This is a genomic window from Ruegeria sp. CDSA236 (assembly GCF_059611285.1).
On record NZ_JBXWPG010000010.1, the window covers coordinates 119069 to 132429 of the forward strand.

Sequence of the window (13361 nt, forward strand, 5' to 3'; positions counted from 1 at the left end):
TGCCATGACCCGTTTCCTGATCATCGCGCTACTGACTGCTACCCCTTTAGGGGCCGCGGAATGGACGACCAAGCCCGATGACGTCCCTCTGACCCAACAAGAGTTGACGGCGCTGGCGGGTCGGACGCTGACCTTTTATGATGACGGGCAGTCGCGATACTCGGCTGGCGGGGCCTATTCCTATACCTATGCCAGCGGAGAATCCGCGTTCGGAACCTATTCCATCGCGGAGGATGGCAGTATCTGCGTGCAATACAGAAACGGGTTCGGTCGATGTGATCTTTATGTCCTGAGTGCTGGACGCCTGATCCTGATCACGGAAAAGGGAGAGCGTTTCCCGGTACGGCCCGAGTGACATTCAAGAAACCGCGGCAACTATTGAAATTGATCTGAATATGTGGGTTTTTGGTGGTCATTTAATCGTAATATTTCAAAATTAGATGGGGATCAGGGGCGAAATCTCACCCCGCGTTGTTGTAAGTTCCCGTATCAACAACGGATCAAAAGAGGCGGGTCGATGTGCAGATTTCTGGCTTGGGCGGGTGCGAAACGGTTTCTGGACGAACTTGTTATGGACCAGGAACAGTCGCTGGTGCATCAAAGCAGAAACGCCCTGATTGGCAAAACGCCGATCAACGCGGATGGTTTTGGGTTGGCCTGGTATTCCGGGCGCGAAACGCCGTGTTTTTACAAAGACACCAACCCGGCTTGGTCGGATGCCAACCTGAAACAGTTGACCCATCACACGAAATCGCACCTGTTCCTGGCGCATGTACGTGCCTCAACGGGGACTGCCACGTCGCGGAACAACTGCCATCCCTTTGGCTGTGGTAAGTGGAGCTTTATGCATAACGGGCAGGCCGGCGGCCATGACCGTATCCGCCAACAGCTTGACGGGATGATACCTAGCCACCTGTACGATCATCGCCTTGGCGCAACTGAAAGCGAGGCGATTTTTCTGATTGCCCATGGCGAAGGGTTGGACGCCGAACCCATCGCCGCGATGGAGCGTGCGGTGCACCGTGTCGAGGTGCTTGCCCGCGCCAAAGGAAGCCTACCCCATATGCGCTTTGCCGCCTGCTGGTCCGATGGAGATCGCCTGTTTGCTGCGCGCTATGCCTCGGACCGTTTCGCACCCAGCCTGCATTACAGGCCCTGCGATGATGGGATCATTATCGCGTCTGAGCCGCTGGATGCGAAGAATGGCGATTGGGCCGAGATCCCGGCAAATACCGCCATCGAAACACGCGGCGATAGGCTGCAGATGCATGTGTTTGAGCCGAACGGGCGATCTTTGGACGCCGAAGTCGCCTAGATCGCCGTATCGAAGAGCGACTAGAGCCGGTTCAACAACTCAGCCGTTGGCCAGGCATCCGCAGGCAGGCCTAGTCGTGCTTGCTCTGACTGGACAGCCGCGCGGGTCCCTGCGCCCAGAATCCCGTCGATCTTGCCCACATTATGGCCGCGCGCCTGCAGCTTGCTTTGCAGCTGCTTCATCTGTGCACCCGATAAGCCTTGGGCCGCGTTGCCCGCGTCATAGACCTGCGCCCCTTCAAGCCGGGTGCCGAAATAGGCTGCGGTCAGCACATAGACAAAGCTCTGATTCCATTCGAAATACACATCAAAATTTGGATAGGCCAGAAAGGCAGGCCCGTTATGCCCTTGCGGTAGGATCAGCGAGGCGGGCAGGTTGGTGAGGGACCCGTTGCGTGCCTGAACGCCCATCGCCTGCCAGTCAGAAACCGAACGCGGTTTGCCCGGGCCCGATAGCGACCAATCCATCCGTGCGGGTACGGTGACCTCTTGCAGCCAAGGCTGCCCCGGTTGCCAGCCCAGATGCGACAGCATCTTGGCGCCCGACATAAGCGCATCGGGCGCAGAGGTCTTTAGCGAAACCTTGCCGTCACCATCGCCATCGACCCCGTTTTCCAGAATGTCTCGGGGCAGCATCTGCACCATTCCAATCTCGCCAGCCCAGGCACCTGACGTGCGGGCCGGGTCGAAATTTCCCCGGCTGTACAGCTCAATCGCAGCGAACACCTGAGGCCGGAACAATTCTGGACGACGGCAATCATGCGCCAGTGTCACCAGCGCATTGCGGGTGTTGAAATCCCCCTGAAACGACCCGTAATCCGTTTCGAACGCCCAAAATGCCAACAGCACCCCGCGCGAGACACCATATTGTTGCTCGATCCGGTCAAACACCGCGTCGTATTTGCGCGACATGGCCTGACCCCGGTCGATCCGGTTTTGTGAAATCAGGTGTCGCGAAAAATCAATGAACGGTTTCTGGAACACGCCCTGTGCCCGGTCGGCTTTCAATACCGCGTTGTCTTGTTGCACACCTTTGAAGAAGGCATTGACGGTGGATTTGTCAAAGCCTTGCTGAACGGCTTCGGCCTTCAACCCCTTCACGAAGGAATTGAAACCCCCGCCACATTGGGCAAACGCAGGTGAAGCAAACAAGGCGGCGGCAACAAGGCCGGAAAGAAAACGCATGGACAGGTCCGTCAGATTATGAAGCTGACCCCAACCCACACTGACACGAGGCCAAGCGCAAGCCCCCATATCCTCCAAAGCATGTCACATGCGCGGAAAACCTCTGGCGCGCCGATGTCGCGCGGGGCCTCGCCGTTGACCCAGGCCAGATCACGGAGCTTTCCGTCATAACTGCGCGGCCCGGCAAGGGCCACGCTCAGTGCGCGTGCCATTGCCGCCTCGGGCCAGCCAGCATTGGGAGAGATATGGCGGCGCGCATCGCCGACCATCTCGCCCCATCTGGCCCATTGGTTTGACAAGATGACGATTAACAGAAAGGTCAGTCGCGCGGGGATCAGGTTGAGGAGATCGTCCAACCGCGCAGCTGCCCATCCGAAATCACGGTATTTATCCGTGCGATAGCCGACCATGCTGTCGGCGGTATTGATCGCCTTGTAGACCAGAAGCCCTGGCAGGCCACCCACCAGAAACCAGAAGGCCGGCGCGATGACTCCGTCGCTGAGGTTTTCAGCCGCGCTCTCGATCGCGGATCGGGCGACCTGTGCTTCGGTCATGTCCTTGGTGTCGCGTGACACGATCATGGCGACCTTCGCGCGCCCATCGACCAGCGAGGTCTGCAAACCCTCGCCAACAGCGCGGACATGTTCCACCAGCGATTTTTGTGCCAACAGCACAGCGCAGATAATGGTGCCGATGATCGGGCCAAGCAAAGACAGAAGCCCCCCAAGCCCAGCGGCACCTGCGACCAGCAGCGCGGCAACAGCTATGCCCTTGAGGCGACGGTACGAGCCATGGTTCAGGCGGTCGTCAAGCCACCCGATGAGTTTACCGATCATGACGGCGGGGTGCCCGACGCGCGACCACAGCCAATCCGGCTCGCCCAGGGCCGCATCCAGACACATGGCGCAGACCAGGATAAAGGCGGTGCTCACAAGGCCGCCTCAAGCCGCGCCCAGCCATCTGCCGGTGGCAGGCCAAGGCGCAGATAGGTTTGCGAATAGGGGAATACACGACTCCAGATATGTGCGCGGGCCAGACGGTCTTGCCAGGCACTGGCGTCGTCGACCTGATAGAGCCGGAACAGGCTGGTGCCGCCGATCAGCTGCGCGCCTTTCTGCGTTACCATCCGATCCATCCGAGCGGCATCGGCCGCCAAAAGCAGGCGGGCCTCGTCAGCCCAAGCCGTGTCGCGCAACGCTTGCTCTCCGATCCGCAAGGCGGGACCTGAGACCGCCCAAGGCCCGGTCAGATCGTTCAAACGTGCGATCAGATCGGAGCGTGCGATGGCAAATCCCAGCCGTAGCCCCGCCAGCCCCCAGAACTTGCCAAAGCTTTTCAGCACGATAACTCCGGGTCGGTCGGCAAGATGGATCAGCGAGGCATCGGGCGTGACGTCGCAAAAGCTCTCGTCGATAATCGTCAGGGGGGCATTCACATCGTTCACGCTCCAGATGCGCCCATCTGGGTTGTTGGGGTGCACGATCACGCGCGCCTCGACTGGGCCGGAGTTCTGTAGCGTCCAGCCCTGCGCGGCAAAGGCGGCGGCATGTTCGTTATAGGTCGGAGTGGTAATCTGAACCCGGCCGGTTGCAGCCAACGCAGGAATGCGGGCGATCAGAGCAGATGCGCCGGGTGCAGGCAGGATCTCTGCTCCCTCGGGAACTGACCAGAAACTGCGGGCCGCATCGGCCAGCCGTTCAAATGCGCCATGGTCGGGCAATTCCATCCAATCCGATGGGGTGAGCCCGGCAACTTCGCATGGAACCGGATTGATTCCGGTGGACAGGTCGATCCAATCGGTTCGCTTGCCGCCATAAACTGACATGGCCCCATCCAGCCCACCGCCATGGTCCCGAGCGGCCCGCGGATTCAAATCTCTATTTTCGCGCGCCATCGGGCCCCTCGCCGGAATCACCAAATTTTGCCTGTTTCAAGCGGATTTTTGCCAGTTTTACAAGCAAATCCGCGTGATCAGGGGCGTGCTCCGGCTCGGTTAACACTTTGTTAATGAATTGGCGTGAACACAAACCTTAGGGGTCGGCACCACTCACCATATATGTGCCGAGGTTGTTGAGAATGAATGTATTGATTGTTGAGAGTAACCCCGATTTAGGTCGGGTTTGGAAAAGGCATCTTGAACGCCAGGGTGCCGATGTCACGCTTGTGGCCGGTCAGGAGGATGCAATCCTCGCCCTGTATGGGGCCGAGTTTGAAATCATCGTTCTGGATTTGGTGCTGGAGACCGGCAGCGCTTTGGCCGTGGCAGACTTTGCCAGCTATCGCAGGCCCGAGGCTCGTGTGATTTTCGTGACCAACACCACTTTCTTTTCGGATGGCTCGATCTTTGCCCATAGCCCGAATGCCTGCGCTTATGTGCAAAGCGGCACGCCGCCAGAGGATCTGGCGGCGATGGTTGAGCATTACGCGGCGGGGCGCTGATCGCGCCCATGGGGCTCCAGATAGTTCAGGATCGGGTTCGTCGGGATGATCCGGTGCGGGTTAATGCTCTCATGGCTGTAGTGATAGTGGCGCACGATATGGTTTAAATTCACGGTTCGCGCAACACCCGGCCACTGGTACAGCTCGCGGGTATAGGCCCACAGGTTGGGATAGTCGATCAGACGCCGCCGGTTGCATTTGAAATGCAGATGGTAGACCGGGTCGAACCGGATCAGCGTGGTGAACAACCGCCAGTCGGCCTCGGTGATGCGGTCGCCCATCAGATAGCGGCTGGTGGACAGCCGGTCTTCGAGCCAGTCCAGCGTGTCAAAGAGCGGGCCAACGGCTGCGTCATATGCCGCCTGGCTGGTGGCAAAGCCGGATTTGTAGACCCCGTTATTGATGTCGGAATAGATGCGGGCATTAACCTGTTCGATTTCGTCACGCATCGCCTCGGGCCAGTAATCATCGGTATTCCCAGTGATCCCGTCAAAGGCCGAGTTGAACATCCGGATGATTTCCGAGCTTTCGTTCGAGACGATGGTTTCCTGTTCCTTGTCCCACAGGATCGGAACGGTTACGCGCCCCGAATAGGTCGGGTCAGCCTTGGTATAGATTTGGTGGGCATAGTCCATTCCGTACAGTACGTCGCCCGCCGCCCCGTGTTCGTCGGTTGCTAATGTCCATCCCTTGTTCAGCATGTCGGGGTGTACGACCGAAACCGGGATCAGATCGGACAGCTCTTTCAGTTCGCGGAATATCAGTGTCCTGTGGGCCCAGGGGCAGGCATGGCTGACATAAAGATGGTACCGGTCAGGTTCGGCTTTGAAGCCGTCCGTGCCCGAGGGTCCGGCGCTGCCATCAGCGGTCAACCAGTTGCGAAATTGCGCCGCGCTTCGCTTGAAGGCGCCGCCTGTGGATTTGGTATCATACCATGTATCGTGCCATTTGCCGTCGACCAATAGGCCCATGCTTTGATCCTCCGTAATGCGGTTTCCCGGAACATACGCTTTGAAGGGAACCGATCCTATGCGAGCCGCCGCGCATTGTGCCTGCGTTTTCGCACAGGTTGGAATGGGATTTCCGTGCAACAGGTTTGGATTCGACCGCGTTGAGTGATCGGCTTCACTGGATTTTTACAGTCTACGTTCCAAAATAGAGTCCGCTGCGGGGGAGTTTTGATATGAGTACCTATGTTTCCAAAGAAATCAGCGCCGAATTGGATGCTGCGCGAATCGCGAGTCTGAAGAAAACCAGCCGACTTCGTGTCGAATTGGGCGACAATACCTACAAAATTCTCCGATTGTGGAAGGATGGCTTCACCGTAGAGGCCGCGACCACGCCTCGATTGCGCGGTTTGGTCGATATCTACGATGGCGCGCGTCACTTATATCAATGCCTGATCATTGCCGATGAATGTGAGGCAGGCGAAATGCGCTATGAATTCAAGCGCAGCACGGCCGCCTCCGACAAGGCCCCATTGGATTTCTATCGATCTCCGGACGCGCCCATCGCGCTGCTTGGAAACAAGGACTAGGCTTTTGCCCATCGGGTCTGCCGATGGGCATCCCGCTATTGCAGATCGGAAAACGCGTGTTTCAGCCGTTTGCTGGCCTCTTCGACACGCCCGCGTTGCGTCGCAAGATTGAACCGCTCGAATGTCTCTCCACCCGCACCAAAGCCGGGGCCGGGCGAGGTGGCGATTTTTGCATCCTCGCGCAGACGTCGGGTAAATTCTGCGTGGTCCATTCCGGTGCCCGAGAAATCAATCCAAGCCAAATAGGTTGCCTGTAGGGGCATTGACCACAGGCCAGGGATTTCTGCGATTGCAGCGTCAAAGATTTTTCGATTGCTATCAAGATGGGCGATCTGTTCATCCACCCAAGCGGCCCCTTCAGTCGAATAGGCAGCGGTGATCATTGCGACTCCCAATGCGCTGGGATCATAATCCAGTGTCTGGATTCGGCGACGCATCGCGGCGCGCAGGTGCGGGTCGGGAATGATCATATTCCCCGTCCGTTGACCTGCGATGTTGAAGGTCTTGGACGCTGCCGTCAGTGTCACCGTCCAAGGCCGCGCAACCGGCGCGGCGACATCCATCGGAACAAAGGTCGTGCCGGGATAGACCAGATCGTGGTGAATCTCGTCCGATACCAGAATAAGGCTGTTCCGTTCCGCAAATGCCGCGACTGCGCGCAATTCTTCTGGCGTCCAGACCCGGCCCGAGGGGTTCTGAGGCGAGCACCACAAAAGCATCTTCTCGGTTCCGTCCAGCCGCGATTGCGCGTCTTCCAGATCAAGGCCATAGCCGTCGCCGTCGCGCATCAAGGGGCATTCCACCACGCGCCGACCCGACTTGTTCACCTTATGTGCAAACTCATGGTAGACGGGTGTAAAGATGACCACTCCGTCGCCCGGACTGGTCCAGACATCGAGGCAGAGGGCAATCGCATTTCCCAGACCCTGCGACGTCAGAATCCAATCAGAATCGATCTCCCACCCGTGGCGGTTCTTCATCCACCATTGGATGGAATTCAGGTAGTCCGGGTGCATCCAGGAATATCCGAAAACACCGTGATCCGCCGCGTTACGCACAGCGTCGATCACACAAGGCGCCGTAGAATAGTCGGAATCGGCCGTCCACATTGCCAGACTGTCATCTGGCGAAAGGCCATACAGCTTTTCAAGCTTGTCCCATTTCGAACTATTAGTGCCGCGGCGGTCGATCAGGTCGTTGAATGTCATATCTGCTCCATCTGTCCGGATGAAAGCTAGCCGCAAATTCGGCAGGTGCAAGGGGGGCGTTGCGGCTTAGGGCGTGATGGCCTAAATCAACCTCATGAAACGCAATATACTGATCCATCCCGACCCCCGCCTGAAAAAGATCTGCTCTCCCGTAGTGGATCTGACGGACGAATTGCGCCAGCTGGCTGATGACATGCTTGAGACGATGTATGATGCGCCTGGTATCGGGCTGGCAGCGCCTCAGATTGGGATGCTGGACCGGCTGATCGTTATGGACTGTGTCAAGGAAGAGGGCGAGGCTCCACGCCCGCTGATTATGTTCAACCCCGAAGTGGTCGCATCGTCGGACGAGACGAATGTCTATGAAGAAGGTTGTCTTTCGATCCCCGAACAATTCGCCGAAGTCACGCGCCCAAAGGTCGTGGACGTGGCTTGGATCGATTGTGATGGTAACGCGCAGTGGGAAACATTCGATGGCCTTTGGGCAACCTGTGTCCAGCATGAGATTGACCACCTGAACGGGAAGCTGTTCATCGATTATCTTAAGCCTATGAAACGCCAGATGATCACCCGAAAAATGCAAAAGCTGAAACGCGAGCAGGCGCGCGAATGACCGTTCGTACCTGCCTGCCATGGCCTGATAAGCGTCTGCGGACCAAAGCCGAAGATATCACCGAAATTACTGACGAGGTTCGTGCCATCTGGGATGACATGATCGACACGATGGAGGCGATGCCCGGCGTCGGCCTTGCCGCACCGCAGATCGGCGTGATGCTGCGGCTGGCGGTGGTCGATGGCTCGACCGAGCGGGGGCGGGCTGTGCGGCTGGCAAACCCTGAGATCCTGCACAGATCGGTCGAATTGCGCGAGCATGAAGAAGCCAGCCCAAACTTGCCCGGCGTGTCGGCCAAGGTGAAACGTCCCCGGGCTGTGACGGTAAAGTTTCTCAACGAAAAAGGCATCATCGACCGTCGTGACTTTGTCGGGATCGAAGCCACTAGCGTGCAGCACCAGATCGACCATCTAAACGGGCAGATGTATTTCGACAGGCTCAGCAAGGTCAAACGAGACATTCTGCTGCGCAAAGCTAAAAAGCTGGGGTAGGCATGCGGCTGATCTTTATGGGGACACCCGATTTCTCGGTTCCGGTGCTGGACGCGCTGATTGATGCGGGGCATGAGGTTGCCGCCGTCTACTGCCAGCCTCCGCGCCCAGCGGGCAGGGGCAAAAAGGATCGTCCAACCCCCGTTCATGCTCGGGCCGAGGCATTGGGACTGACCGTTCGGCATCCGGTCTCATTGAAATTGGCGGAAGAACAGGACGCCTTTGCCGCGTTGAATGCGGATGTGGCTGTCGTCGTGGCCTATGGCCTGTTGTTGCCACAACCGATTCTGGATGCGCCATCGCAGGGATGCCTGAATATTCACGCGAGCCTGCTGCCGCGCTGGCGCGGGGCCGCGCCGATCCATCGGGCGATCATGGCGGGTGATGCGCAGACTGGTATTTGCATCATGCAGATGGAGGCTGGTCTGGATACCGGGCCAGTCCTGTTGCGGCGGGCCACCGACATTGGTGCGCAGGAGACCACAGGGCAGTTGCATGACCGGCTGTCTGAAATGGGCGCTTCTCTGATCGTCGAGGCACTGTCCAAACTGCCGAACCTGACGCCCGAGCCTCAACCCGACGTCGGCGTGACCTATGCCGCCAAGATCGACAAGGCTGAGGCGCGTGTTGACTGGGCCAGACCCGCGGTCGAAATTGACCGTCAGATCCGTGGCCTGTCCCCCTTTCCCGGCGCCTGGACCGAGATGAATGGCGAGCGGATCAAGCTGCTTGGTTCCAAATTGGCCGAGGGGCAGGGTGTTGCAGGAGAGGTTCTTGACGACCAACTGAAGGTTGCCTGTGACGATGACGCGATTGAGCTGCTGCGCTTGCAACGGGCGGGTAAAGGGGCGCAGGATAGGGAAACTTTTCTGCGGGGGTGGCCGATTGCCGTTGGTACCCGCCTGTCATCGGAGTAGGCCACCATGTTCATGATCCTGATGGGGACTGTCGTTATTGCTGGGATTGTCGGCTATCTGTCCGAGAAATCCGGCTTTACCCATAATGGCATTCTGCAGTCGATCATCATCTGCGTAGGCGGTGCATTCCTGTTCTATTTCGTGCGCATCATGTTTGGGATCAGCTTTGGCCCTCCCGGTCTGGATGCAGTGCTGTCCTCGATCGGGGCGCTGATCATCGTTCCGACCCATTGGAGGAAGTGACATGCCCGTCATCGCCCTGATCGTCATCGGCGCCGCTGCGGGTTTTCTGGCCACCCGCCTGATGCGGATCGAGGCGGATATTCCCACCACCATGCTGATCGGTATCATTGGTGCCTTGGTTGGTGGGTTTCTTCTGCGGGCATTGGTCACGATGATGGGCTGGCTGACCGGGTTTGTCGGCGCTGTGCTGGGGGCGCTTCTGGTGATCTGGATCTGGCAGACCTATAAGCGCCGCTAAGCCTTGGTCAAGGGCGACTGCGTGGCGGGCGGCTTTTGTAGACCGGCAGTCTCCAGCCGAACAGCAGCGATCCTGCCCGCAATGCCCAGCAGATCAGGGCGCATGCGGCAAGCACGGTCAGCTCCTCGAACCCCATCCGGTTGGCAATAACGGCCGCTACCGAGCCTGCAAGGGCGCAGGACACATAAAGCTCACCCTGTTTCAGCACCAGCGGAACCTCGTTGCAGACCACGTCCCGCATCAGGCCGCCAAAGCATCCGGTGGTGACACCCATCAACACCACGATCGTGCCGGATTGCTCCAAGGATAATGCGACGCCCGTGCCGGCAGCGACCGCGATGGACAGGGCGAAACTGTCCAACCAAACCAGCCAGTTATATCGGCTTTCGACCAGATGGGCTGTAAAGAACACAAGCACCGCCGCACTGCAGGCCATCAGGACATAGCTGGGCTGGCCAACCCAGAACACCGGATTCCGATCCAACAGCAGGTCACGCACCGTGCCGCCGCCAACGGCAGTCAGGCAGGCGATAAAGGCAAACCCTACAAGATCAAGCTGCGCGCGACTGGCGACCAATGCGCCGGTCAGCGCAAAAACCAGAACCGAGGCATAATCGAGCAGGTCCAAACCGTTCATGGCTGCGTCTTCTTGGGCTTGAACGGGGCCATGCCTGCACGGGCCAGTTCGTCGGCTTTTTCGTTTTCCGGGTGACCCGCGTGGCCCTTGACCCATTCCCAGGTCACATCATGACGCACCTGCGCCTCATCCAGCCGTTGCCACAGGTCGACATTCTTGACCGGTTTTTTGTTCGAGGTTTTCCAGCCGTTCTTTTTCCAACCGAATATCCAGCCGGTGACGCCGTTTTTCACATAGGCGCTGTCAGTGATTACGGTGATTTTCGAGGCACGTTCGAGCGTTTCAAGCGCGCTGATTGCGGCCAGAAGTTCCATTCGGTTGTTGGTGGTTTCAGCTTCGCCGCCGCTCAGTTCACGCTGTTTCAGGACGGTGTCGCCGTCCATTGCACGCAGCAACACACCCCAGCCACCCGGGCCTGGATTACCGGAACAAGCACCGTCAGTATAGGCAAACAGCTCAGGCATGGGCCAGCACCAGAATGAAGCCATCGTAAGAACCCGCCAGACCTTTGCCGATCCCGGTCCTAATCCCGTCGATGGTAAAGCCGGCATCTGCCAGGGCCTCCTCGATCTCGGTCTGCGAGAAGTAGCTATAATAGCGATCCAGATGATCGCGATGTTCGCCCGTGCCCAGTTTGAGGCCCAGGAAAAAAACGCCCTGCGGTTTCAGCGCCCGGTGGATGGCCGCCAAATGGCGTGGGAAATCCTTGCGGGGCGCGTGCAGCAGCGAGAAGCTGGCGTAGATGCCGTCATATGCGGCCACTTCGGTCACGTCGTCGAAAGTACCCAGATGCGCGTCCACGCCATTGGCGCGCGCATAGTCAACAAAAGCGGGCGTCGCATCCAGCGCATGCACGCTCAGGCCCTGGCGTAGAAAGAACGCGCTGTCTGACCCGGGGCCCGAGCCCAGATCCAACACATGCCCCTGACCGACGGCATCGACAAATTCCTGACGCGATGTCAGCTGCTCCGGTGGTAGAGGAACCTTGAGGTATTCGGCCACGTTGTTGGTATAGGCGTTGATGGTTTTGGGATCGCTCACAGATAGACTCCGACGGCAAGGCAGGCCAATACGACTGCGGTCAGCAAAATGCGCAACCGCATCCACCAGACCGGTGTTAGCCGCCAATACGAAAAGATGGCATCCAACACCAGTAGCCCGCCAAACCCCCACATTAGATTTGTGCCAGTGCTGACAGGCCCGCTGCCGGTTTTCAGAAAGGCCCACAGGGCGGGTAATGTGGACAGCGCATAACAGGTCGCGGCCTTGCTGCCAGAGGTTTTACTGGAAAACCCCCACAGCACGCCGGACATAAAGCTGAGGATGATCGCCCCATAATACAACTGGATATACGGACCGACAAAACGTGCGCCCAGTGCCTGTCGGCCCCAGTCGTTCAGATCGTCGTTCAGATAGGTCAGAGCGCCCCAGATGAAGGGGATCAGCCCGGCCAACCCCAGAAACAGCGGCGCCCTTGGTATGCCGCTCATGCGGGTTGGCGCAGGACGCGCGGGACTTTGAATTCGACATTCTCGGTCGCTGTTTCGACCATCTCGACCGTCACATCATAATGCTGGCGGAACGCATCGATAACTTCGTTGATCAGAACCTCGGGGGCAGAAGCGCCTGCTGTCAGAGCGATCGAAGAGATACCTTCGAGGGCGCGCCAATCGATATCGGTCGCGCGCTGCACCAGTTGGGCATAGCTGCATCCTGCGCGTGCCGCGACCTCGACCAAACGGCGCGAGTTAGATGAATTCGGCGCCCCCACAACCAGCAGGGCATCTGACTTCCGGGCCACAACCTTGACTGCTTCTTGCCGGTTGGTTGTGGCGTAACAGATATCTTCTTTGTGAGGGCCGACGATAGATGGAAATCGGGTCTGAAGCGCTGCAATGATATCCTTTGTATCGTCAACCGACAGGGTCGTCTGAGTGACAAAGGCCAGTTTGTCAGGGTCGCGGACCTGGACGTCTGCAACGTCTGCAACCGTTTCGACCAGCAAAACCTCTCCTTCCGGTAGCTGTCCCATCGTTCCGATAGTTTCGGGATGGCCCTTATGTCCGATCATGATCATCTGCAGCCCGGCTTCGGCGTGGCGCTGTGCTTCGACATGGACTTTGGAGACCAGCGGGCAGGTGGCGTCGACATAGACCATCTGGCGCTGCGCCGCCGTCGCGGGTACCGATTTGGGAACCCCGTGCGCCGAGAATATCACTGGGCGATCGTCGGGGCAGTCTTCCAGTTCATCGACAAAGATCGCACCTTTGGCACGCAGTCCATCGACCACGAATTTGTTATGGACAATCTCGTGCCGAACATAAACCGGGGCGCCCCATTTCTGCAGCGCCATCTCGACAATCTTTATGGCCCTGTCGACACCAGCACAGAACCCGCGCGGGGCGGCGAGATAGAGGGTCAGGGGGGGCTTGGTCATGTCGCGTTCTCCTTACCGACACAGGTAAGTCTTTTCACGGCCATGGTCCAGTCAGGACAATGTCATTGATCCGACATGGTTCAATGCTAGCCAATAGGTGTT

The 13361-nt window shown here is 58.4% G+C and carries 19 protein-coding genes; 9 read left to right on the top strand and 10 right to left on the bottom strand.

From position 1 onward, the window contains the following. Window positions 1-4: 4 nt before the first annotated feature. Together AC2FLB_RS15845 and AC2FLB_RS15850 are read left to right on the top strand one after the other, a co-directional pair. A complete protein-coding gene (locus AC2FLB_RS15845) occupies window positions 5-355 on the top strand; it encodes a hypothetical protein (protein WP_281973514.1) in 351 nt (116 codons plus the stop codon). A 162-nt stretch (window positions 356-517) separates the two neighbouring features. Next, the gene (locus tag AC2FLB_RS15850) at window positions 518-1315 is read left to right on the top strand and encodes a class II glutamine amidotransferase (RefSeq protein WP_271951405.1); all 798 of its coding nucleotides are present in this window, start codon (window positions 518-520) and stop codon (window positions 1313-1315) included. 20 nt (window positions 1316-1335) lie between these two features. On the opposite strand, the gene AC2FLB_RS15855 is transcribed toward AC2FLB_RS15850, so the two are convergent. Genes AC2FLB_RS15855 through AC2FLB_RS15865 form a run of 3 tightly spaced genes read right to left on the bottom strand, consistent with a single transcriptional unit; the run spans window position 1336 to window position 4393 of the window. After that, the gene (locus AC2FLB_RS15855; RefSeq protein ID WP_496692185.1) at window positions 1336-2499 is read right to left on the bottom strand and encodes a lytic murein transglycosylase; all 1164 of its coding nucleotides are present in this window, start codon (window positions 2497-2499) and stop codon (window positions 1336-1338) included. An 11-nt stretch (window positions 2500-2510) separates the two neighbouring features. Then, window positions 2511-3431 carry an adenosylcobinamide-phosphate synthase CbiB gene (cbiB, locus tag AC2FLB_RS15860; protein WP_496709619.1) on the bottom strand — a complete coding sequence of 307 codons (921 nt, stop codon included), beginning with the start codon at window positions 3429-3431 and terminating at the stop codon, window positions 2511-2513. Continuing rightward, complete coding sequence (locus AC2FLB_RS15865) at window positions 3428-4393, bottom strand: threonine-phosphate decarboxylase (RefSeq protein WP_496709620.1); 966 nt, start codon at window positions 4391-4393, stop codon at window positions 3428-3430. The genes cbiB and AC2FLB_RS15865 overlap by 4 nt, the downstream gene beginning before the upstream one ends. A 182-nt stretch (window positions 4394-4575) precedes the next feature. Between AC2FLB_RS15865 and AC2FLB_RS15870 the strand changes: the two genes are divergently transcribed. Then, on the top strand, window positions 4576-4938 hold the full coding sequence (locus AC2FLB_RS15870) for a response regulator transcription factor (RefSeq protein ID WP_271951393.1): 363 nt from the start codon (window positions 4576-4578) through the stop codon (window positions 4936-4938). Here the strand turns inward: AC2FLB_RS15870 and AC2FLB_RS15875 are convergent. Further along, on the bottom strand, window positions 4920-5909 hold the full coding sequence (locus AC2FLB_RS15875; protein ID WP_496709621.1) for a glutathione S-transferase family protein: 990 nt from the start codon (window positions 5907-5909) through the stop codon (window positions 4920-4922). The two genes, AC2FLB_RS15870 and AC2FLB_RS15875, sit on opposite strands and share 19 nt — an antisense overlap. Before the next feature lie 212 nt (window positions 5910-6121). On the opposite strand from AC2FLB_RS15875, the gene AC2FLB_RS15880 reads away from it, so the two are divergent. After that, entirely contained in the window at window positions 6122-6475 is a 354-nt protein-coding gene (locus AC2FLB_RS15880) for a hypothetical protein (protein WP_142639206.1), read from the top strand. 35 nt (window positions 6476-6510) lie between these two features. Here AC2FLB_RS15880 and AC2FLB_RS15885 read toward each other — a convergent pair whose 3' ends face one another. Continuing rightward, entirely contained in the window at window positions 6511-7683 is a 1173-nt protein-coding gene (locus AC2FLB_RS15885; RefSeq protein WP_496709622.1) for a MalY/PatB family protein, read from the bottom strand. 94 nt (window positions 7684-7777) lie between these two features. Here AC2FLB_RS15885 and def (AC2FLB_RS15890) point away from each other — a divergent pair, with 94 nt between their 5' ends. The 5 genes from def (AC2FLB_RS15890) to AC2FLB_RS15910 are packed head-to-tail and all read left to right on the top strand — an operon-like array spanning window position 7778 to window position 10185. After that, window positions 7778-8296, top strand: a complete 519-nt coding sequence (def, locus tag AC2FLB_RS15890; protein ID WP_496709623.1) for a peptide deformylase — start codon at window positions 7778-7780, stop codon at window positions 8294-8296. Further along, window positions 8293-8787 (top strand): peptide deformylase, encoded by a 495-nt coding sequence (def, locus tag AC2FLB_RS15895; RefSeq protein WP_496709624.1) that lies wholly within the window; start codon window positions 8293-8295, stop codon window positions 8785-8787. Before def (AC2FLB_RS15890) ends, def (AC2FLB_RS15895) begins: the two co-directional genes overlap by 4 nt. A 2-nt stretch (window positions 8788-8789) precedes the next feature. After that, window positions 8790-9704, top strand: a complete 915-nt coding sequence (gene fmt / locus AC2FLB_RS15900) for a methionyl-tRNA formyltransferase (RefSeq protein WP_496709625.1) — start codon at window positions 8790-8792, stop codon at window positions 9702-9704. A gap of 6 nt (window positions 9705-9710) precedes the next feature. Continuing rightward, on the top strand, window positions 9711-9947 hold the full coding sequence (locus AC2FLB_RS15905) for a hypothetical protein (RefSeq protein WP_282022238.1): 237 nt from the start codon (window positions 9711-9713) through the stop codon (window positions 9945-9947). Between the two features lies 1 nt (window position 9948). Further along, window positions 9949-10185, top strand: coding sequence for a GlsB/YeaQ/YmgE family stress response membrane protein (locus tag AC2FLB_RS15910; RefSeq protein WP_496709626.1), 237 nt, complete (start codon window positions 9949-9951; stop codon window positions 10183-10185). A gap of 7 nt (window positions 10186-10192) precedes the next feature. On the opposite strand, the gene AC2FLB_RS15915 is transcribed toward AC2FLB_RS15910, so the two are convergent. Genes AC2FLB_RS15915 through ispH form a run of 5 tightly spaced genes read right to left on the bottom strand, consistent with a single transcriptional unit; the run spans window position 10193 to window position 13259 of the window. Then, on the bottom strand, window positions 10193-10822 hold the full coding sequence (locus AC2FLB_RS15915) for a trimeric intracellular cation channel family protein (protein WP_496709627.1): 630 nt from the start codon (window positions 10820-10822) through the stop codon (window positions 10193-10195). Next, window positions 10819-11286 carry a ribonuclease HI gene (rnhA, locus tag AC2FLB_RS15920; protein ID WP_496692195.1) on the bottom strand — a complete coding sequence of 156 codons (468 nt, stop codon included), beginning with the start codon at window positions 11284-11286 and terminating at the stop codon, window positions 10819-10821. Before rnhA ends, AC2FLB_RS15915 begins: the two co-directional genes overlap by 4 nt. After that, window positions 11279-11863, bottom strand: a complete 585-nt coding sequence (locus AC2FLB_RS15925; protein WP_496709628.1) for a class I SAM-dependent DNA methyltransferase — start codon at window positions 11861-11863, stop codon at window positions 11279-11281. Before AC2FLB_RS15925 ends, rnhA begins: the two co-directional genes overlap by 8 nt. Further along, on the bottom strand, window positions 11860-12312 hold the full coding sequence (locus AC2FLB_RS15930) for a DUF3429 domain-containing protein (RefSeq protein ID WP_282022242.1): 453 nt from the start codon (window positions 12310-12312) through the stop codon (window positions 11860-11862). The genes AC2FLB_RS15925 and AC2FLB_RS15930 overlap by 4 nt, the downstream gene beginning before the upstream one ends. Further along, a complete protein-coding gene (gene ispH, locus AC2FLB_RS15935; RefSeq protein ID WP_271951367.1) occupies window positions 12309-13259 on the bottom strand; it encodes a 4-hydroxy-3-methylbut-2-enyl diphosphate reductase in 951 nt (316 codons plus the stop codon). The genes AC2FLB_RS15930 and ispH overlap by 4 nt, the downstream gene beginning before the upstream one ends. Window positions 13260-13361 lie beyond the last annotated feature (102 nt).